Here is a 22,619-nt window from a genome sequence, read left to right as displayed (position 1 = left end):
TTGATCTTCTTGATTAAGAATAATTAGTTCATATTTACCCTTAGCTACATTTTTATTATTCAAAAAAACATTTACTCCTTTCTATTTATTGATCTTTACGTAAAATGAAGCATATGAAAAGACGAAGTTTTAATTTTTTTAGAATATGGTTAATTGCTATTTTTTCAATGGTATTTTTTGCTTGTTCCTCTAATCCAAGTGGTGATGATGTTCAACAAGAAGATCTTACTGAGGAGAATGAGGAGGAAGAAAACAACAATACAGACGATTTATTTCTTTCTGGAGAAACTACTACTGATAGATTAACAGATAATGAAGATAGATTCTATGAAAATAAAATTCCTTCAACAGAAGTAATTGCAAATCTTAATGGTAACTGTAGTCCACAAGACAGCGATTTATTAAGTCAGCAAATATTAGATGTGTCAAATTCTGGAGGAGGCATCATTAGAATTACAGCAGGAACCTATTGTTTCACTGAAGTAGTACTAAGGTCTAATATTCATTTAAAAATAGATACAGACGTAACTATACAACCAGATTTGGTTGGATGGCCTTCGGGTAAAAATTTACGTATGTTTTTAGTAGGAGAGGATTTTTATGTTGAAAATGTAGCTATTACAAATTCAGATGAAGATAACATGGACCCTAGTACCTGGTTTAAAGCAAATATTCCTGAGGGAGATTACGGCGGTGTACGATTTGTTGAGTATGGTTATGTCAAAAATTTTAAGTTTTCAGGCATGAGTTTAACTGATTCGTATTCAAAATTTTCAAATATTGTGCTCAACTTACCATCAAGTGAAAATGTAGATGAGATATCAAGACAAGGTGTTGTTAAAGATATTGTTATGACAGGAATGCACGTGGGTTATGGAGTCGTGCAAATGCAGTCGGGAAAAACGGTATTGTACAAAAACCTTGATGGAGAAGGAGGTGTTACTTTAAGGGTAGAAACTGGTGCAGCAGCTACTAATCAAGTAAATGAAATTAGTGTAGATGATGTAGTGGGAAGAGATATTACATCTCGAAATGGAGACGCAGCCTTTAATATGTCACCACATCGTGTAGATCAAGGACGTGTAGATATTGAAAGAGTAGTATCGATTAATTCAACCCATGCAGTTCAAATAGCAGCTGGTTTTATAGGTAATAAACCTGGCTTAATTGAAAACAAGGGTACTTTTGATAGTAGATCATATATTGGGGATATTACTGTAACTGGCGGTGAAGGAGCGCAAGTAAAAGGGAAAGACTTTAAATATTTTGATTGCGACGATAGAAGAGAGCTAATATTAAGATGTAAAAACCCTGATGAATCAAGTACACCCGGTCATTCCATTGGAGCGATAAGAGATAATGCAGCTGCAGCGGGAGGATGTACCGGTCCAGATAATGGTTGCTATGAAGTGGTTGTTGGGGATATAAGAAAAAAGAATACAGATTTTGAACAAGAAGACTTTTTTATCTTTCCAACAAATGCTATAGGTGGTTGTCCTCAAGTTACAGTACCTTCGGATGGAAGCTGTAATTAAATGACTTATGAAGCACCATTTTAAAGAAATAGAGTTTGAATAATTAATTGATATACGGCATAGATAAATATAATTTAATCGAAAAGAATTCCTCGACGCTAAGCGTCGGGGTTTCGATGAAACTGTCATTCCTGTGAAATTGAAGATTCTTAATTTAATATTATAAAAACAGAATCAATGAATAAAACGGGAATCTAAATAACAAAAATTTAGATTTTTAACCTTAAGGTTAAAATGAAACGAGAAAAATCCCTATGTTTCTTATTAGCCATTACACAAAAATTGAAATAAATGAATAATAGTATAATCAAAAGAGTAATAAACATGTCAATCATTTTATTGCTTTTATCACTAGTATCTTGTGCCTCAACAAAAGGCAATAGCAATAAGGTTGTCGACTCAAGTAAAATCTATACTAATGATAACAAAGAAAGACCAAATATTTTGCTCATAATGGTAGATGATATGAACGATTGGGTGGGCGCATTTGGAGGAAATCAACAGGCTATCACACCTAATATGGATGCTCTGGCAAACAAAAGTGTTATTTTTAAAAATGCCTATTGCTCTGCCGCACTTTGTAACCCATCTAGAACAAGTTTGCTAACAGGTTACTTGCCATCTACAACCGGAGTATATGGAAACTCAGAGCATTTTAGAGAAATAAAAGGTTTTGAAAATACAGTAACATTACCACAGTATTTTGAACAAAATGGATATAAAACCGCAGCAGCTGGTAAAATTTTCCATAGCCCAAGAGGTCAAAAAAAAGAACCCAGACCAGGTAGTGATCCAGGTTCTTTTCAAGTAGAACGAGTTGGAAATATTGGAGCGGATTCTCCATCAAAAGAAAATAAGCAAACACATGGATTAGAATTAAAAAAGCGAGGGGTAAAAGGATCATTCATCCGAAGTTTTGATTGGTACCCTGTTGATGTTGCATTGGAAGATAATCACGATTGGAAAAATGCGGATTACTGTGCACAATTTTTACAGCAGGAACATGACAAGCCGTTTTTTGTAGCATGTGGCATTTTCAGACCACATTTACCTTGGTTCGCACCAAAGCAGTTTTTTGACTTATATGACCTTAATGATATTAACATTCCGGAAACTTTAAAAAATGATTTAGACGATGTTGGTAATATGGGAAATAATATGGCTAAAAAAAGTGTTCATCAAGCAGTTGTTGAAGAGGGAAAATGGAAAGAGGCTGTACGTGCGTATTTGGCTAACTTATCATTTGCAGATGCTTGTGTAGGACGTGTTATGGACGCTCTTAATAACAGTAAGTATAATGAAAATACGATAGTAGTCCTTATGGGAGATCATGGATATCATTTAGGTGAAAAAGAACACTGGTCTAAAAACGTACTTTGGGAACGAGCAGCAAAAACCCCATTATTGATTTTTGATCCTAGAAATGAAAAAGAACGTGTGAGCACAAGAGTTGTTTCGTTGTTGGATGTTTATCCGACATTGGTCGAATTGTGTGGATTGCCCAAAAATGAAAAAGTTGAAGGACAAAGTATGGCTACACTTTTAAAAGATGAAAGCGCAAACTGGAATGATTGGGCACTAACTTCTAAAAAAAAGAGAATGCATTCTTTGAGAAATGAACAATACAGATATACAGTATACCCTAATGGTTTTGAAGAATTGTACGACCATAAAAACGACCCAAATGAATGGTGTAATATCGCCTCTAACAATGCTAATAAAGCCATTTTAAAATTATTTAGAAAGAAGTTAAAAGATATTATTCATTAAGCACAGAATTAAAAAAAGACATTATAAAAAAGCTAGTCGACATTCTTTGATGGAGATGATATTAATGATGGAGAAGTTATAGGGGAAAATTAATTATTGCCGAGAAGTGTTGCCAAGGAAAGGTAAAGTAGTACAAGCCAAGGGGTAAGTTTGGAGTTTTAGTGTACAATAATTAATCAACAGGAGTAATTTTGTTTTAAACGTACTATTTTTACAAAATAAGTTGGATGAAATGTAGCAATTAATTTACCCTTAACTACATTTTCTAAACTTAGAGAAACAGCTTTATTATAATTTAAATACATATTTACTTCAAATAGGGTATACTTAATCAATACAGTAACAAATGAAATTAATTCATCTTAAAATTACCTTAGCTATCTTGTGTAGCATACTTGTATTCTCATGTAAAAATAAAGGAGAATACACAACCGAAAATACTTCAGTTAAACAAACTGCTTTAGCCCCAAAACCTAATATAGTGTTGTTGTTTATAGATGATTGGGGGTGGTCTGATGTCGGTTATAGAAATACCACGTTTCAAACTCCAAATTTGAATCAATTCAAAAAAGAAAGTCTAGATTTTCAACGAGCCTATATTCCAACACCAACTTGTAGTCCGAGTAGAGCAAGTTTACTCACAGGTAAAGAATCTGTGAGGTTAGAAATGTCAAGGCATATCCCAGAAGAAAAACATTTTATAAATTCTGAATACAATATTTGGCCAAAAGATCCTATGAAAAGACCTTCTAGAAATTATCTTCCGCATGAAGAAGTGACTTATGCAGAAAAGTTGAAGGAGTACGGATATTACAATATGTTTATTGGCAAATGGCATTTAGGAGATGATAAATACTATCCAGAACATCAAGGGTTTGATAAAACGTTTGGAACAACTGATAATGGTCATCCCAAAAATTATTATTATCCCTTTTTTAAGAGTGGAGACCCAAAAGAATTTCAGAAAAATTATAAAGAAGGAGATTATTTAACAGATGTCCTTACAGATGGTGCCGTTGACTTCATTAAGAATTATGATAAGACCCAACCATTCATGCTATCTTTTTGGTACTATTCCGTACACGGCCCCTCTATAGGTAGAAAGGATTTACTCAAAAAATACCAAGATGCAGGCTTGGAAGGTAAATATGCGCATCATGCGGCTATGGTTGAGGCTATGGATGAATCGATTGGTAGGGTAAGAAAAGCAATCAAGGACAAAGGAATAGCAGATAATACAATTGTAATTGTACTCTCCGATCAAGGAGGAGCATATAAGAATACACCATTAAGTGGTGGAAAAAAAGGAGGGAATACTTTAGGTGAAGGCGGAGCAAGGGTGCCATTTATTGTCAATTATCCTGGTATTACTAAAGCAAATGCCGAAACTAGCATTCCTGTTCAGTCCATTGATGTTTTTCCAACTTTGATGGAAATAGCTTCGGGAGAAAAATATCAAAATGAGAATATTCAAGGCGTAAGTTTACTGCCAATATTAAAAGGAGAAGATATTTCACCGCGTAATTTATATTTCTTTAGAAGTTATGAAGATCAATACGCTGCAGTGATTTCGGGTCAATGGAAACTTATAAAATATCACAGCGGAAAATTTCATCTATTTAATGTAGTTGAAGATATAAGTGAAAAAAATAACCTAATTGGTAAAGGATTAGAAATTGAAAATCAATTAAAAAAAGAAATCGCTAAATGGGAAAAAGAAGCCGTACCTATCTACTGACCATAAAATTATTAAAATGAAACACACTTGTTTTATCACTTTGTTAGCAATCGATGTAAGCCATTTACAAAAAGGAATGTATTTCCTAAGCATTGAAGATGGCATTGCTAAAAGAATTGTATTGCAATAGAAAGGCAGGTTTCAAAACAATTACTAACCATAAAAAATTAAGTTTTTAAAATGACCATTAGAAAAGGGGGGATATTGGTATTGTTGCTTATTATTATAGGGGCTTGTGGTGATAAAACGAAAGAAACAGAGAAAGTACCCGTAAAAACGATCTCTAAAAAACGAAGCAAACCCAATATTTTGTTATTATTGGCAGACGATATGGGTTATGGGGAATTAGGAACTTACGGACAAGAAACAATTAAAACCCCTTTTTTAGATGAGTTTGCATCAAGAGGAATGCGTTTTACCGACTTTTATGCTGGAACTTCAGTGTGTTCTCCTTCTAGAGCTGTTTTAATGACAGGTCTACACACAGGGCATCTTAGTATTCGTGGCAATAAAGGTCTTATTAATGGCAAATGGGACAGGGTGCCCCTTAAAAAATCAGAAATAACAATTGCTGAGGTTTTGAGAAAGGCAGGCTATCAAACCGCAATGATAGGGAAATGGCATTTGGGAGTTCCAGAAGATTATTCCACATGGGCAAAAGGGCGTGGTTTTGATTATGCGGTACAAGAACAATGGGGTGAAGATGCTAAAGGTAACGAGATTGATGAGCGTATCCATTGGGTTAATAATACTGAAGATTCAATTTTTTATAACTACAATGATTATAAGTGTTTAGATGAATTCAGGACAAATTTTGCTTTAGAGTATCTCGATAAAAAGGATGATGATAAACCATTCTTTTTATATATGTCTTATAGAATTCCACATGCACATGAATATTTTCTTAGCAAAACGGATTTGTATTCCGACAAAATTGAAGAATGGCCAGAAATTGAGCGTCGTCATGCAGCAAGAGTTACCATGTTGGACGCACAAATTAGAAGATTGATAGACAGTTTAGAAGAACGAGGTGAATTAGAAAACACATTGGTTATTTATACCAGCGATAATGGACCCACTAACGAAAATCATCACAATTACAAGTTCTTCAACAGTTCAGGAGGGCTTAAAGGCCATAAGCGTGATGTTTATGAAGGCGGTGTAAGAGTTCCTATGTTGGCTTACTGGGAAGGCAAAATAAAACCAGGTACTGTAAGCGGCCATCAAAGCACCTTTTATGATATCATGCCAACATTGGCTCAGGTTGCTGGTACACAAACCCCAAAAAATATTGATGGTATTTCATTACTACCAGAATTTTTAGGTAAACCTCAAAAAAAACATGACTTTTTGTATTGGGAAATTCAAGAAGGAAAATCAGTAAAAGGATTCCGTCAAGCTACCCGAATAGGTAATTGGAAAGCAGTACGCTATGGAAACAATTATCATACAGAACTTTACGATTTAGGAAAAGATAAACATGAAAAATTTGATGTTTCTAACCTGCACCCAAAAATTGTTAAAAAAGCAAATGAAATTTTAAAAAGAGAAAGTAATAAAAGTGAAAATTACCCATTTTCAGGAGGTGTTTTCAAGAACTAATTAGACTAAAAAACAATTATGAAACAAATAGTGCTTAAATTTTATGTTTTACTTATTGGTCTTTTTTGTCCAACTATTCATGCGCAATGGAAATATGCAAATGCTAATAATATCGTTAATGATGTTATAATAACTTATGATGTAAAGTATCATCAAGAACTTACCGAAAAGCAGAAAAAATCCATATACTATAAAAAAGAGATTGTAGTTATTTTTAATAAAAATAAGCTGGTTGAAAAGAGTTTTTCAAATAGGGTTGACATTCAAACATCCTATCATTTTGATTATAACAAGCAGCTTGCTTACTCTTGTTTAGTTAGTGGGAAAACTAAAAATGCGGTAGTAAAGAAATTTAAAGAACCTGTCAAAAATGTTTCAATTCAAGATGGAAAAACTAAAATGCTTTTAGAAATACCATGTCAAGTGTATACCGCGAACATAAAAGGGAAGACCGAAGAGATATTAACTACAAAAAAGTTTGGATTAAAATATGTAAAGCAATTTAAAGCCGAAGGATTCTTGCTAAAATATACTTCAAATGATAAACGTTTTGGACCTTACACAGTTACGGCAAAAAGCATATTTTATAAAAAATTACCTCAAATAACTTATAGTTTGAAGGGCTTTAAAATAAGAACCCCTGAAGAGCACAAAACATATATTGAAAGCTCTAAAGAAAGATATAATAAAAATAAAGAGAAAAATATTGAATTTTTAGGTAAAAAAGCACCAAACTATTCTTTTAGAAGTATAAGAGGGAGAAGTTTTAAAAGTAAAAACTTATTAGGCAAGGTAGTCGTTTTAAATTTTTGGTTTACTACCTGTCCGCCTTGCAAAAAGGAAATTCCAGAGTTAAATGAGCTAAAAGAAAAATTTAAAGACAAAGAGGTCGAGTTTATTGCTGTTGCTCTAGATTTAGAATACAAATTAGATGAGTTTTTAAGGAATACCCCTTTTGAGTATAATATCATTGAAGACGGTAGATGGGTTGCAAATAAATTTGATATAACCTCATACCCAACCAATATAATCATTGATAAAAAAGGAGTGTATCAATTTATTAAAACAGGGTATAAATCTGATATTACCAAGGCTATGTCGTATAAAATCGAACAGTTTTTAAAAGAATAAATAAAATCATTTTATCACAAAAAAATCTAAAAAATTATGAAGCGCTTATCTTTTATTCTAACCCTAAGTTTTTTCTTGTTTTCTTGTAAAAACGAGAAAGATTATAAACTGGCAGAGGGTAAGGTACAAACTAAACGCCCAAACATTATTTGGCTTATGGCAGAGGATATGAGTACGGATTTAGAATGTTACGATATGCCTAATGTAAAAACACCTAACTTGAATAAAATGGCAGCTCAGGGTATTAGATTTGACAATGCTTTTGTTACCAACTCGATATGTTCCCCAAGTCGCTCTGCGATGATGGTAGGTACACATCAAGTAAAAACCAATACACATCACCATAGGAGTAATAGAAATGTACCTTTAGATCCTCAATTCAAGCCCTTTACAAAATTATTGAGGGATGCAGGGTACACGACAATTTTAGGGCACCATGGTGTGATGAAAAAGGGGCGGAAAATTGATGTCAATTTTAAGCACAAACCTCTGGGCGAATGGGATGGAAAAACCAAGTTTGGATTATTTGATAAGTATGACACTTTTGAAAAAACCGATGAGCCATTTTTTGCCCAGATACAACTTGTTGTAACGCATCGAGGTGACTGGTGGACCGATGTACGAAATCAGTCTAAGCATCCCGTTGATACCGAAACTCTGGAAATGCCCCCATACATGTCAGACCATCCAGCAATACGATTAGATTGGGCCAAATATTTAGACCAAATTGAGTATATGGACAATGAGGTTGGTATGATATTCAAGGAATTGGAAGAAAAAGGAATGGCAGATAATACTATAGTCATTTTTATAGGAGATAATGGTCGTTGTAATATCCGTGGTAAAGGCTATTTACTGGATCCAGGATTGCGTATTCCTTTGATAATGTATTATCCAAATAAATTCAAGGCAGGGGAAGTGAGAAAAGAAGTGGTTAGTGCTACCGACATTACTGCTTCTATTATAGACTTTGCTGGAATTGAAGTACCTGGTTATATGACAGGACAACCTATTTTTTCAAAGGACTTTGAGCGCGAATATGTATATGGAGCACGTGACCTTTGGGATGAAATTGAAGAAGATTCTAAAGCACTTGTTTCAGGAGACTGGTCGTACATCTATAATGCAAAACCAGAAGTACCTTATGATGCTCACCAAGCTTATTTAGAGTTTTACAGACCTGCTGTGCATATTATGAGGAGATTATACCAAGAAGGTAAATTAACCGAATCTCAAAAACTCTTTTTTGAACCTTCAAAACCTATAGAGCAATTATTTAACATGAAAGAAGATCCCCATCAATTAAATAACCTGATTGATAATCCGGAGTACGAATCAGTTTTAAACAAATTGCGCAAGGAGAAACAACAGTTTGATAAGCTTATGAAACCAGTAAGCGATGTGTATGAGCCAGTGAAAATGACAAGTCCGAAAGCCTTAGTATGGATGAAAAAAGAATTACCTAACGATTACAAAAGGATGCTGGCAGGTGAAGAAATAGGCTTTAAACGTATCATGAATTTATACAAGGAACACATTAAGAAAAATAAAAAGTAAACATAAAATGAGGCTTTTAATATTGAACCGCACCATAGTAAGTATTTTTACATGTGTTTTGTTTATAACCATGCAATCCTGTGAGGAAGTAAAAGAAAATTCTAGAGAAAAATTTAATTCAGATTGGAAGTTTAAGAAATTGGAGGCTTCCAACCTTTCAGAAGAAGGTTTCGAAACTGCGACGTTTGATGATTCTAGTTGGGAAACAGTGAGTTTACCTCATACTGCCAATGTGGAACCATTGACTGTAAATAACCAATGGCAAGGAGTGTGTTGGTACCGCAAATCTTTTGAAGTCCCTAGCTTTACTGAAGGTAAAAAGGTGTTTATCGAATTTGAAGCGGCTATGAACCACTCCATTATCTATATAAACGGTGAAAAAGTTTCGGTACATCAAGGAGGTTACTTACCCATAGTGGTTGATGCAACTATGTACCTTAATAAAGGCGAAAAAAATAGTATTTCAGTTCGACTGAATAATACAGACAACCCTGTAACAGGACCTAAACCTTTAAAGATTTTAGATTTCAATATGTATGGTGGGCTTTATCGTAACGCTTGGCTTACTATTAAGGACGATGTGTATATTTCAAATGCAAATTTAGCTAACAAAGTAGCCAGTGGAGGAATTTTTATAACGACGCCAAAGGTGTCAAAAGAATCTTCCGTTGTAGTTATAAAAACACATTTGGAAAATGACAGCAAGAAAAACAAATTAATAGAGCTAATTCAATCTATTTATTTTGATAACCAGCTTATTGCCGAAAATAAAGCTACTGCAGAAATTAAATCTGGAAACGATATAAATTTAAACAAGCAATTCACGATTCAAAACGCTAATTTATGGTCACCAAAATCACCAAATCTTTATTATTTAGAAACTAAAGTGCTTGTAAATGGAAATGTAGTAGATAAGGAAACGACACGTTTTGGAATAAGAGAATTTACATTTAAGGATAATCAATTGTATATCAATGGTAAAAAGACGTTTTTACGCGGTGTAAATCGTCATCAAGAATACCCTTATATCGGATACGCATTGTCAGATAACGCTCAGTATCGAGATGCCAAAAAGATAAAGGATGGGGGTTTTGATTATATCAGATTGTCACATTACCCACATTCACCAGCATTTATGGATGCCTGTGACGAACTAGGGTTGGTAGTTATTGATGCGATTTTGGGATGGCAATTTTACAAAGATACAGAGGCTTTCAAGAATTACTGTTACCGTTCTGCCAGTGAGTTAATACGAAGAGATAGAAACCACCCTTGTGTATTAGCTTGGGAAGTGTCATTAAATGAAACTAAAATGCCAGTTCCTTTTATGGAGGAATTGGATAGAATCGTTCATGCTGAATACCCAGGAGAACATGTTTATTCTTGTGGATGGATGGACGATGTGTATGATATCTATCTTCAGGCACGTCAACATAGAATTTTACATCCGCATGAATTAAAAGATAAACCATATTCAGTTTCAGAGTATGGTGATTGGGAATACTATTCCAAAAATGCTGGATTGAATCAAGATCAGTTACCTAATGATTTGCGTGATGAGTTTAGTAGTCGTCAGGCGAGAGGTTTTGGTGAAGAACGTATGTTAAGACAGGCAGTAAATGTTCAAGAAGCTCACAACGATAACCTCACAACAAAAGCATATTCTGATAGTTATTGGGTGATGTATGATTACAATCGAGGCTATCACCATGATATTGAACGTTCAGGCCTTATGGATATTTTTAGATTGCCAAAATTCGCATATTATTTTTATCAAAGTCAAAAAGATAGAGATGAAGGCAATATTCTAAAAATTGCAAGTTACTGGAACAAAAAATCGCCATTGGATATTAAAGTGTATAGTAATTCTGAGGAAGTAAAACTCTATTTAAATGATGAACTAGTAGGTAGTCAGAAACCAGATAAAAATAAGATATCTTCAGAATTGAGGCATCCACCGTTTACATTCAAATTACCATATTTTAAATTGGGTACATTAAAAGCTGTGGGATTTGTGAATGGCAAGAAAGTATCTGAGGATATAATAAAAACACCCGAAAAACCTACAAAGTTAAAAATATGGCTAGATAAAAGTGGTAAGGATTTAGAGTTCGGAGTAAATGATGTGATTTTCCTATACATTGCTGCTGTAGACCATAATGATACTATAAATCCAGATTTTTCAGAAGACATCAATTTAGCTATTAATGGAGATATTGAGGTGTTGAATGTTGAAAAAATAACTACAGAAGCTGGTGTAGCGACTGCATTAATTAAAGTGGGTACTAAAAAAGGAGCAATAGTTGTAGAGGCAAACTCTAAAAACGGGCTAACAGGTAAATTCACTTTAAATAATTAGAGACTTAACGTACTTGATAAATCAATTGACTCCTAAACAGGGGATTATAAGATTTAAAAAGGGATTAAAGGTGCTCGTTAAGCAATGACCGTTAGGCAAGCTCCGACCCTTCGTAAGAATAAAGGACAAAAGCTTCGAAACCCAGGAGCATAGCGTTGGATGGCGCATCGGCGCGACGTCGAAGTTTTGTGCTTGGTTCTTCTCGAGTGTGAGCAAGAGAAGAAATTCCTATCGAAGGGGCGTCTTTTCTTTTGTTACTTTTCTTTGGACGGGCAAAGAAAAGTAAATAATGAATCTTTTTTAAAGATGTAGGGACACTGTAGCTGTCAGAAGGAAGGAAAAGAATCCTATCCTTATGAGATTTCTATTCTCTCATCCTTTATTCCGTTGAAAATGACAAACAATTGAAAATCATTGTTTTAATATTATTTTTATACCTTCCAATAGTAACGTAATCTAAACAACTCCATTATTTGTAAACTTCGCTGGTTATGCAAGTCACCAGGCTTAAATTCGTGCTGAAATACAATTATTTTACTGTTAAGTACATCAAATTTACCCATGCCTACAAAATTTGTGAGGAAAAAATCAAAATTTACCAAACAAATTAAAATTGATGGTAAGATTAAAACAAACAAAGTCGCTTGGTAGAACTTCTCTATTTTTTATAGGCTTAATTGGAATGGTGGTATTTAGTTGCTTTTCTAAAATAAACGAGGGAGAAATCGTAATATTTAATTCAAGTATTTCAGAAGATGCAACTCCAGCTGTAATGAGTAGAATTCTTAAAGCGAAAGAAAAACCCATTTCTCAAATTAAATTTCAAAAAGGAATATACCATTTTTACCCAGACAAAGGGTTAGAACAATTTGTTTACATATCAAATCATTGCGATTTGATGATAAACACGCCATTTCCTATAAATGATTTCAAAAATTTAATCATTGATGGTCAAGGCTCTACTTTTATCTTTCATGGCGTTATGATTCCTTTTTTAATAGATAAAAGTTCTAACATTACAGTTAAGAATTTAACAATTGATTGGGCAGACCCATTTCATAGTGAAGGATTAATTGTTGGGCGTGATGAAGAAAAGAAAACTTTTGATATGCAAATATCAGAAACCTATCCTTATGAAATTCGAAATGGGCAAATTCATTTTATAAAGCCTTATTATGAGCATACTTTAGGACAATCTATTTTATTCGACCCAAAAAGAAAAGCCATTGCTTTTAATACTGAGGCATACACTGGCATCTCTACAATTAAAAAGAACAATACTCAAGCGTACATTGAGTCAATGGTATATAAATATGAACATGAGGAACGAGCTCCAGAATACAAGTACATTGGGAAGGAAGACAATTTATTTATTGAAGAACTTAAACCAGGGTTAGTTCGTGTACATAACCACAAAAAACAAATGCCACCATTAGGTATGATTTTGGTTATGAAAGGAGAGCAAGGTTTTAACAGAGTGTCACCGGCCTTTAGGGTTTCTCATACAAATGGGTTTAATGGATTTAATATAAATATTCACCACGCTGGTGGTATGGGGATTATAGCAGAAAACTCATCAGATTTAATCTTAGACAATTTTAATATCACCCCATCAAATGGACGTATGGTATCCACTACTGCTGATGCCACCCACTTTGTAGGATGTAGTGGAAAAGTAGTTTTAAAGAATAGCACATTTAACAATCAATTAGATGATGCTACAAACGTACATGGCACTTATCAAAAAATAGTAGACATTCTTTCAGAAAATCAAATAGGTGTTAGAATGATGCACCACCAGCAAAAAGGATTTGTTATAGGTAAGGCAAATGATACATTGGGATTTGTAAGATTGGAAGATTCTTTCTTTCCATTTAAAAAAGCAACAATTAAAAATACCGAATATATTAACAGCAGATATCAAATCATTACCCTAAATGAAAAACTTCCTAAAGATTTAAGAGCAGGAGATTTAATAGAGAACCTGGATGGTTACCCAGACTTGTTAGTTCAGAACTGTAACATAAGCAATAACAGAGCTAGAGGACTGTTAATTTCTAATCCGAAGAAAACAGTTATTGAGAACAACTTTTTTAGTACTGAAATGGAAGCTATTCTAGTACCTGTTGAAAGTGGTTATTGGTTTGAATCTGGTAATGCCGCTAATGTCATTATTAGAAATAATGTGTTTCAAGATTGTCAGCATGGAGGAAAAAATAGAGGGGTTATACGTTTTGTTACAGACGACGACAACGAAAATATTGCTTTTAAAAACATAGAGATAACAAACAACTCTTTTAAACAGTTTGATAATCTAATATTAGAAATATCAAACACTGATAAACTGGAGTTTACTGGAAACACCATTACAAATTCAGGGACTTTCCAACAATTACATCCTGAAAATCCGGTTGTAAAAGTTTCGGCATCAAAGAATATAATATTTAAAAACAATACCTATACAGGAGAAGCCCTACCTGATAATCTTTTGGTTACAGAAGAATCTGGGGAGGACATTGAATTTAGATAATTAACTAAAATATAAAAATAAACATTGTGCAAAAAAATACTGATACTAGTTGAATCATGCTTTAATTAAAATAAAGAATTGTGATTCTACAATTAAGGAATAAATTAACTAAACCAAAATTATTAACTAAACTAAACTAAATGAATTTAAAACATGTAATTACAACAAGACGGAGGCTGGACAAGACATTGCTCACAGCTCTGTTTTTAGTGTTAAGTCTTAGTGCTTTTGCACAAAAAACGACCGTAAATGGAACCGTGACAGGAGCAGAAGATGGTCTGCCTATACCTGGTGTTGCTATTGTGGTACAAGGTACCAGCGTCGGGACTGTATCAGATTTTGATGGAAACTACACCATTCAGGCTAATATGGGAGATGTTCTTGTATTTAGCTATTTAGGATTAATAGATGAAAAAGTAAAGGTTACCAAAAGCCAGATAAATGTTGCTATGGATGCCGACCTTGAAGATTTAGAAGAGGTTGTGGTAATTGGTTATGGTACACAGAAGAAGAAAGAACTAACTGGTGCGGTAGCTCAGGTAAAATCTGATGATATTGAACAGTTTATAACTTCAGATGTATCAAATGCCCTTCAGGGACAAATTGCAGGTGTAAATGTTACGGCTGCTTCAGGGGAGCCTGGTGAAGCGGCAAATATACAAATTAGAGGTGTTACGTCTTTAAGTGGTTCTAATACACCGCTTTATGTTGTTAATGGCATTCCCCAAATTGGAGATCCTGGATTAGCTCCTAATGAAATCGAAACAATTGATATCCTTAAAGATGCTGCATCCACCGCAGTATATGGAGCAAGAGGAGCTGCAGGTGTAATTCTAATTACAACAAAGCAAGGGAAATCTGGTCAAATGAATATTGATTTCTCTTATACATATGGTATACAGGCTATACATGGAGAAGGTACTCCGCTTATGAATACAGAAAGTCAACTAACCTATGAAGTTAATAGAAGAAATTATTCTTCTATTAGTTTTAATCCGCTTATTGAAAGGTTTCCAGAATGGATTAATAATGATAATGAATTTGACGATTTTGTGTTGAATAGAGCTGCAGAGGTGAAAACTTACAATTTCACGGTTTCTGGAGGTGCAGATAAATTTTCCTATAGTATAGTTGGTGGGGTGTTTGATCAAGATGGTTCAATTATTAATTCTAATTTTAAAAGATATAATGGTAGAGCAACCACAACTTATAAGACAGATAATTGGAATATACAAGGTAGTATTGCCTATACTATAGAAAATAGAAGAAGGTCTTCGACGGGACTTATTACTACAGCTAGCCGTTATAGCCCATATTATCCATATATAGATCCAAATGCCGATTCAAGTGAGATTGGTGATACTGGTGGTGTTAGAACACCAGCGGTTGCTTTAAATCAAGCTTTAAGAAGAAAAGATGATAGTAATCGAGATAGGATCAATGCTAGTTTAAAGCTAGATAGAAAGTTATCAAATACGTTAAATTTCGTGACAAATGTTGGTACATCGATTTCTAACGATAAGAGAAATATATTTAGACCAAATTTTATTTTAATTGATGTAGAGGATGATTTGAATCCAGAGGTAGATCCAACTAGAAGTGGCATAGTTAATATTGCTCAACGTACAACTAAATTTAATTGGGATGCTAGTTTGAATTTTAGAAAGCAATTTGGAGATCATTCTTTAACATTATCAGCTACTATAGCTCTCGAAGAAGATAGTTTTACATCTTTCGATGCTTATATAGAGGGGGTGCTAAACAATAGTATTTCTGTTTTGGATGGAGGTAGTATTAGTGAAAGTGTAAATAGTGGTTTTAATGAAGATAATAATGCACCAGGTACACAAGATAATTACAATAAAAAAACTGTTGGAACACTTGGAAGACTTCAATATAATTACAAGGGAAAGTATCTATTATCTGCCCTAGTAAGACGTGATGGCTCTTCTAGGTTTGGTAGTAATTTTAGATGGGGTACTTTTCCATCAGTATCTTTTGCTTGGAATGTTTCTGATGAGCCATTTTGGAAGCCTTTAAAGCTTACAGTAAATAGATTAAAATTAAGGCTAAGTCATGGTACAGTTGGTAACGATAGCTTTAGAGATTATGCATACGCAAGTACAATTGCTCCATTTGGAGATTATGTTTTTGATCCTGCTGATAGTGGTGAAGAATTTGGTACTTCTATAAGATCTTATGCTAATGCAGATGTAAAGTGGGAAACATCGGTATCCAATAACATAGGTGTAGATTTTGGATTATTTAAGAATAAGATTTCGGTTACAGCGGATTATTATCATACAAAGAAAAGAGATATGTTATTTCCAGTTACATTACCTGGTTCGGGAGGTGCATTGTATTCCAGAACATTAACGCTAAATATTGGAGATATGGAGAATAAAGGATTCGAGTTGTCGACCAATTATAGGACAAAAATAGGTAAAAGTAAATTGCGTATTGGAGCAACATTCACGACTAATGAGAATGAAGTAACTAAAATAATAGACGGAGTTGAAAAAATTCCAAATGCAAATGTAAGGTTAGTTAATCAAGACCCTGATATAACATTTATAGCAAAAGGAAGAGAGGCTGGAGCTTTTTTCTTGTACGAAACAGATGGTGTTATTCAAACTGTTGAAGAAAGAGATGAATATAGAACTTTAGGAAATAGAGAAGGGGCACGACTTGGCGATTTAAAGTATGTTGATACAAACGGAGATGGTAAAATTGATAATGATGATAGGGTTTATAAAGGAAGTGGTTTACCTGATTACGAATTAGGACTTAATTTAAGATGGGACATAGGAAACTTTGATTTGTCTATGAACTGGTATGCAACTGTAGGTGCTGAAATTTTAAATGGAAATAAAGCATTGATATATAACTATCAACGTCATCAAGATTTAGCCAATATGTGGACACCTGATAATCCAACTTCTAACATACCTCTTTTTCAAGGAGAAGGAAGAAATCATCCTAATTATATAGGAGCGACTGATTTATGGGTAGAAGATGGAGACTATGTTAGACTAAAACAAGTAACTTTGGGGTATTCATTGCCTAAAGACGTTTCTAATAGAATTGGTTTAGACAAAGCGCGTATCTATTTATCTGCACAAAATGCTTTAACGTTTACTAAGTATTCTGGATTTGATCCAGAAGTAGGGAGTAATAACGTTGCTAGACGTGGTATAGACAGCTCAAAATATCCCTTAGCGGCTATTTATAGTTTAGGAATTAAACTTGATTTTTAAAAAAATACATTATGAAAAAATATTTAATAATTAATAGTTTACTACTGCTAGTATTGGCAACAGTAACATCATGCGACAGTTATTTAGAGGAGCAAAACCCTAACGAAATATCTAGTGATATTTACTGGTCTACTCTAGAAGAATCAGAATCTAACTTAACATCTGTTTACGGAGCTATGCTAGACGAACGTATTTATACTGTGGATACTGAGGCATGGAGGTCTGATGAGGCTCATGCAGGAGGAAGATTTAATAATAATGCTGCTGTAAAAGAACAAGATGTAACCGAGAATGCAAGAAATTGGTACGAACAGCAATTTGATGAGAATATGATTCAGTTACAAGATAGGTGGAATGCAATATATCAAGTTATTTTTAGGGCCAATCAAGTTATTGAAGGTTTGGACAGTATGACTGAAGATTTAAAAAGTAACCCTAGATGGACAGAGCAAATGGGACAAGCTCGCTTTTTTAGAGGTTTAGGGCATTTTTACTTACATTCTGTATATAACCATGGTAAGATTGTTGTGAGAGATAAGAATCCACTAAATATTGCGGATTTTCACAAACCTGTATCAGAATCAAGTGAGGTCATTGAGTTTTTTAGAGAGGATTTAAAGTATGCTTATGAAAATTTACCAGGCCAAATGGAACCAAGAACTAGAGTAGATGCTGGAGCGGCAGGTACAATTTTAGGTATGAGCTATCTTTATGAAAAAGAATTTGCCGAAGCTGAAGCTGTCTTTGATGATATTATTAATAATAAAAATAAAGATTATGGTTATAGTTTGGTACAAGATTGGACTTTAATGTTTACTAAAGCAGGAGATTTCAATTCCGAATCTATTTTCGAAATTAATTATAGTGACCATATTCCAGTTGTTGGGACGACGGGTACCCAAGAGGATTTTTCGCAAGTAAAATCGAGAACGGCTGCTCCTCGTGATGCTGGTGGAAGAAATCCAAATAGAAAGTTCACAGCAGCAGCTTGGTTAATAGAAGCATATGCTAGTGATGAATTAGATGTTTCTGACCCTAGAAATACTGTAATAGATCGGGCAGGTGTAACTAGATTGCGTAAAGTATCTTTAAGAAACTCAGCAATGTTAGCAGTGGTGAATGATGAGGATGCAGAATACTATTTGGCACCATCAGCACCAGTAAGGCATAATTTTGCATTTGCTGGTTTATATGGTTTTTTCAAAAAATATACAAATCATGACTTTGTAGCTGATGAAAGGGATATCGGAGAAAATAGCTTTCAATCTTTTAAAAACGTCGTGGTAAATCGTTTGTCTGGTGTTTATTTAATGATGGCAGAATGTAAATTAGAACTAGGAAAATTGGATGAAGGTCTATTTTACATCAATGAAATTCGAAAAAGATGGGGGCTTTTAGCTTTAGAAGGTGAGGACTATGATACAGTTGAAGAAGTAACAGATCGCTTAAGGTTTTACGAATATCCTATGGAATTGTGCGTGGAAGGTTTTTCAACAAGAAATATAGACTTAAGAAGATGGGGAGTAGGTAAGCAACGTTTTGAAGAATTAAGTCAATTAGACTTTTATGCAACAGATTACACTTATTTAAATGAAGATGCTGATGGAACTGGAACCAGACAACAATGTTTAGTTGTTAAAGGTGTAACTACTGATGAAGATGACCTTCAATTAAATAGAGAATATGTGCAAGCAGCTCAGTTTTATTCGGATGGGTATTTGCCACTTCCAGCAAGTGAGACAATAAATAATCCAAATGTTTCTAATTAAAAAAAACGATATGAAAAAAATATTAATTTTAACAAGTTTGTTGTTAGCCATAATTTATGGTTGTGAAGAAGATGACTACGTTGCTCCATATGGAGACTTTTCCAGTTTTTCATGGGTAACTACTGAAGGTGATGATGGAGAATATTACAAGGCTTTAAATGAATTTATTGGGTTGTATGACTTATCTAATAATCCATTGGCTAGTACTTGGGTGATTCCAGAAGGTGTTAGTATATTAAATACAAAGTTTACAAATAGCGAAATTGATTTAAGTCCATTTATAATTGGTGATGGACCAGCAAATGTTGGTACAAAACAAGTCAATTTGTTATTTAATACACCAGGGGTTAAAGAAGTACAGCTTAGAAATACTTTTAGTGAAGAAGTTCAAGGATCAGAATTAGTTGATGGCGTTTGGCAAATTACAAAAGCGTTTACTATAACAGTTTTTGATAACATTAAGCCAAGTTTTAAAGTAATGAAGGGAGATGAAGAGATACTAAGTGTTTCTGAGAATGATGAACCATCTTTAGACAATATAGATTCATGGACAAAAGTAATCATTGAAGCAGGTGAGGAGTTAACTTATATTGATCTGACCACTACTGGAGAGCCAAGTGGCAGAAAGTGGAATTTTACTGGTGCTAAACAAGAAACAAGTAATAAAGATGAAGCGGCGGCATCTTATTTTTCTTTGGGCACTTATCCAGCAGGTTTTATTGAATCTACTAGAGAAGAAAGCGCTACATCTCCAAAAGGTGAAGCAATTAAGATAATTCCTCTGTTAATAGAAGTAATCCCATCTTCTAAGCCTTTTGAATTGGTTGGAACCCCTAATATGAGTGCTGATGGCGTGCTTTCGTTTTCAGTATCGGGAGAGATAGATACGGCAATTAACCAAGGATTTACTGTAAATGTAAAAAATGCTGCTGCTAATTTTGATGAGAATATTCCAGTTGAATCTGTCTCAATTAATGCCGATGACGCAACTGTTTTAGAGCTTAAATTGTCAGCACCAACATTCAATTCAGATGAAATAGAGATTTCTTTTTCAGGAGGTGTGGTAACTTCTGTTGATACAAGAACTCTCGAGGATTTTGAGCCTGTAAGTGTTAAAATTGAACTTGGCTCAAACATATTATCGCAGGAATGGGCGAGTTATGAAAGTGAAGATACTAATTGGAGAAGAGGTTTTGTTAAAGGATTTTGGGTAGGAGGAACTAATGACGATGGCCCTGGGGGGCAAACAGAGACCATTTTCTTCAGAACTACTGATAAGGCATCAGATGGAGAGGCTAGTATGCGCTATAAGTTTGATATTTCAAAAAATATGAGATTGCAGGGATCTGATTTTTCAAAGCCCAATGGCATTCCTGCGGGTACTTATTTTATATCGTATATGGTTTATTTAGAAAATGGAAATACTATGAAATCCTTTCGAAGTACCCTAGCAAACCCTTCTATTATAATGGATTGGGATATTGAGAACATTGCAAGAGGAGAATGGGTTGAAATTAGTAGAATTGAAACAGTTGATTCTGATATCCCTTCTGGCACAAGGTTTGACTTATCTGTTGATACGGAAACTAATTCAGGGGTAACTGGAGAGCAAATAATTTATTTTGATGATTTAAAATGGATACCTCTAAACCCAAGAATATAATAAATTAAAGCACGTAAAAAAAGGTTGTACTTACATAGTTCAACCTTTTTTTGTTATTATATTAGTAATACTAGTTATACTTTTTGAAAATAGCGCAAATGTGTCAAAGCAAAAACCCAATTGTTATAGAATGAAAAAAATAAATTCTTTAGTACTCGTGCTATTATTTCTTGCTGGAGTAAGTTGTAATAATGAGACCTCCAAAAAAGAGAAAACCTCAAGCGAAAAGCTAGTGGTTGAAAAGCCCAATATCGTCGTAATATATCTTGACGATCTAGGCTATGGCGACTTAAGTTCTTACGGGGCTACAGAATTACAAACCCCTAATATAGATGCATTGGCTAATCAAGGTGTAAAATTTACAAACGGATATGCATCTTCAGCTACATGTACTCCTAGTAGATATGCCTTGCTAACAGGAATGTATCCGTGGCGGAATAAAAAAGCGAAAATTTTACCTGGAACAGCACCCTTATTAATAAGTACTGAGCAACAAACATTACCTAAACTTTTAAAAAAGGAGGGTTATAATACTGCTATTGTTGGTAAATGGCACTTAGGTTTAGGCACAGGCGTAGTAAATTGGAACGAACATGTAGCACCAGGGCCAAATGAAGTAGGTTTCGATGAGTCCTATATTCTTGCGGCTACTCAGGATCGTGTCCCCACAGTTTATATCGAAAACGGAAATGTAGTAGGTCTAGATAAAAATGACCCTATTGAGGCAGACTATGCCAATAATTTTGAAGGAGAGCCAACAGCCTTATCGGACCCAGAAATGCTTACCATGAAGTGGCATCATGGACATAATAATAGTATTGTTAATGGTATTGGGCGCATTGGTTATATGAAAGGAGGACAGTCTGCCAAATGGAGTGATATGGATATGGCGGACCATTTTCTGGATAAAGCCCAGGAATATGTTAAAACACACAAAGACAACCCTTTCTTTTTGTATTACGCCATGCAACAACCACATGTACCTCGTACACCACATCCAAGATTTGTTGGTAAATCAGGCATGGGACCAAGAGGAGATGTGATTTTAGAGGCAGATTGGTGTATTGGTGAATTTATGAAAACACTGGAAAAAGAAGGGCTGCTAGAAAATACCTTAATTGTTTTTTCAAGTGATAATGGTCCTGTATTGAATGATGGCTATTATGATGATGCTGTGGAAAAATTAGGTAAACACAAACCCGCTGGACCACTAAGGGGTGGAAAATATAGCATATTTGAAGCCGGTACACGTGTTCCTTTTATTGTTTATTGGAAGGGGAAGATTCAGCCATTAATTTCAGATGCTATAGTCTGTCAAATGGATCTCTTGGCCTCTTTAGGGAATTTAGTAGGAACGGAAGAGAAAATGACAGATAGTATAAATGTATTGGATGCCTTTATGGGTAAATCAAACAAAGGTAGAAAGAGTTTGATTATTGAAGCAACTGGTAAGACTGCATTACGTCATGGAAATTGGTTGATGATTCCACCATATAAGGGAAGGAATTTTAGAGAGAAAGTGGGTATTGAAGTTGGAAATATGCCTGAATTCCAACTATACAATTTAAAGGAAGATTTAGGGCAACAAAACAATCTTGCTAAATCTAACCCAGAAAAGCTTACTGAAATGATTAAAATCTTTGAAGAATTAAGAGGAAAAGATTATAAAACAGGTGTAAAAGAAGTAGTATTTAGATAAAATTGAATT

12 protein-coding genes are annotated in these 22,619 nt (G+C 34.2%); all 12 read left to right on the top strand.

The features are described from left to right. The first annotated feature begins 113 nt into the window (after positions 1 to 113). The 12 genes from Q4Q34_RS01715 (at position 114) to Q4Q34_RS01660 (ending at position 22,610) form a co-directional block, all read left to right on the top strand. Positions 114 to 1,535 carry a hypothetical protein gene (locus Q4Q34_RS01715; RefSeq protein ID WP_303317264.1) on the top strand — a complete coding sequence of 474 codons (1,422 nt, stop codon included), beginning with the start codon at positions 114 to 116 and terminating at the stop codon, positions 1,533 to 1,535. Positions 1,536 to 1,826: 291 nt separating this feature from the next. Next, the gene (locus Q4Q34_RS01710) at positions 1,827 to 3,305 is read left to right on the top strand and encodes a sulfatase (RefSeq protein WP_303317265.1); all 1,479 of its coding nucleotides are present in this window, start codon (positions 1,827 to 1,829) and stop codon (positions 3,303 to 3,305) included. Positions 3,306 to 3,651: 346 nt separating this feature from the next. Further along, positions 3,652 to 5,043: a sulfatase gene (locus Q4Q34_RS01705; RefSeq protein WP_303317266.1), complete on the top strand. Its 1,392-nt coding sequence runs from the start codon at positions 3,652 to 3,654 to the stop codon at positions 5,041 to 5,043. Positions 5,044 to 5,223: 180 nt separating this feature from the next. Beyond that, positions 5,224 to 6,645 (top strand): sulfatase-like hydrolase/transferase, encoded by a 1,422-nt coding sequence (locus Q4Q34_RS01700; RefSeq protein ID WP_303317267.1) that lies wholly within the window; start codon positions 5,224 to 5,226, stop codon positions 6,643 to 6,645. 18 nt (positions 6,646 to 6,663) lie between these two features. Beyond that, complete coding sequence (locus tag Q4Q34_RS01695) at positions 6,664 to 7,776, top strand: TlpA family protein disulfide reductase (protein ID WP_303317268.1); 1,113 nt, start codon at positions 6,664 to 6,666, stop codon at positions 7,774 to 7,776. 36 nt (positions 7,777 to 7,812) lie between these two features. After that, a complete protein-coding gene (locus tag Q4Q34_RS01690) occupies positions 7,813 to 9,333 on the top strand; it encodes a sulfatase-like hydrolase/transferase (RefSeq protein WP_303317269.1) in 1,521 nt (506 codons plus the stop codon). Between the two features lie 7 nt (positions 9,334 to 9,340). Next, on the top strand, positions 9,341 to 11,692 hold the full coding sequence (locus Q4Q34_RS01685) for a glycoside hydrolase family 2 protein (protein ID WP_303317270.1): 2,352 nt from the start codon (positions 9,341 to 9,343) through the stop codon (positions 11,690 to 11,692). Positions 11,693 to 12,308: 616 nt separating this feature from the next. After that, positions 12,309 to 14,222, top strand: a complete 1,914-nt coding sequence (locus Q4Q34_RS01680) for a right-handed parallel beta-helix repeat-containing protein (RefSeq protein WP_303317271.1) — start codon at positions 12,309 to 12,311, stop codon at positions 14,220 to 14,222. Positions 14,223 to 14,362: 140 nt separating this feature from the next. After that, positions 14,363 to 17,479, top strand: a complete 3,117-nt coding sequence (locus Q4Q34_RS01675) for a SusC/RagA family TonB-linked outer membrane protein (protein WP_303317272.1) — start codon at positions 14,363 to 14,365, stop codon at positions 17,477 to 17,479. 11 nt (positions 17,480 to 17,490) lie between these two features. After that, positions 17,491 to 19,248, top strand: coding sequence for a RagB/SusD family nutrient uptake outer membrane protein (locus Q4Q34_RS01670; RefSeq protein ID WP_303317273.1), 1,758 nt, complete (start codon positions 17,491 to 17,493; stop codon positions 19,246 to 19,248). Between the two features lie 10 nt (positions 19,249 to 19,258). Then, positions 19,259 to 20,911 carry a hypothetical protein gene (locus tag Q4Q34_RS01665; protein WP_303317274.1) on the top strand — a complete coding sequence of 551 codons (1,653 nt, stop codon included), beginning with the start codon at positions 19,259 to 19,261 and terminating at the stop codon, positions 20,909 to 20,911. A gap of 130 nt (positions 20,912 to 21,041) precedes the next feature. Beyond that, positions 21,042 to 22,610, top strand: coding sequence for a sulfatase family protein (locus Q4Q34_RS01660; protein WP_303317275.1), 1,569 nt, complete (start codon positions 21,042 to 21,044; stop codon positions 22,608 to 22,610). Positions 22,611 to 22,619 lie beyond the last annotated feature (9 nt).

The sequence above is a fragment of the Flavivirga abyssicola genome (assembly GCF_030540775.2).
In the GTDB taxonomy this organism is placed as follows: Bacteria; Bacteroidota; Bacteroidia; order Flavobacteriales; family Flavobacteriaceae; genus Flavivirga; species Flavivirga abyssicola.
This window is presented reverse-complemented; position numbering and strand designations above follow the sequence as displayed.

Coding starts and splice junctions, on each gene's coding strand:
- Q4Q34_RS01715 (WP_303317264.1), top strand. CDS start 114: ATGAAAAGACGAAGTTTTAATTTTTTTAGAATATGGTTAATTGCTATT.
- Q4Q34_RS01710 (WP_303317265.1), top strand. CDS start 1,827: ATGAATAATAGTATAATCAAAAGAGTAATAAACATGTCAATCATTTTA.
- Q4Q34_RS01705 (WP_303317266.1), top strand. CDS start 3,652: ATGAAATTAATTCATCTTAAAATTACCTTAGCTATCTTGTGTAGCATA.
- Q4Q34_RS01700 (WP_303317267.1), top strand. CDS start 5,224: ATGACCATTAGAAAAGGGGGGATATTGGTATTGTTGCTTATTATTATA.
- Q4Q34_RS01695 (WP_303317268.1), top strand. CDS start 6,664: ATGAAACAAATAGTGCTTAAATTTTATGTTTTACTTATTGGTCTTTTT.
- Q4Q34_RS01690 (WP_303317269.1), top strand. CDS start 7,813: ATGAAGCGCTTATCTTTTATTCTAACCCTAAGTTTTTTCTTGTTTTCT.
- Q4Q34_RS01685 (WP_303317270.1), top strand. CDS start 9,341: ATGAGGCTTTTAATATTGAACCGCACCATAGTAAGTATTTTTACATGT.
- Q4Q34_RS01680 (WP_303317271.1), top strand. CDS start 12,309: ATGGTAAGATTAAAACAAACAAAGTCGCTTGGTAGAACTTCTCTATTT.
- Q4Q34_RS01675 (WP_303317272.1), top strand. CDS start 14,363: ATGAATTTAAAACATGTAATTACAACAAGACGGAGGCTGGACAAGACA.
- Q4Q34_RS01670 (WP_303317273.1), top strand. CDS start 17,491: ATGAAAAAATATTTAATAATTAATAGTTTACTACTGCTAGTATTGGCA.
- Q4Q34_RS01665 (WP_303317274.1), top strand. CDS start 19,259: ATGAAAAAAATATTAATTTTAACAAGTTTGTTGTTAGCCATAATTTAT.
- Q4Q34_RS01660 (WP_303317275.1), top strand. CDS start 21,042: ATGAAAAAAATAAATTCTTTAGTACTCGTGCTATTATTTCTTGCTGGA.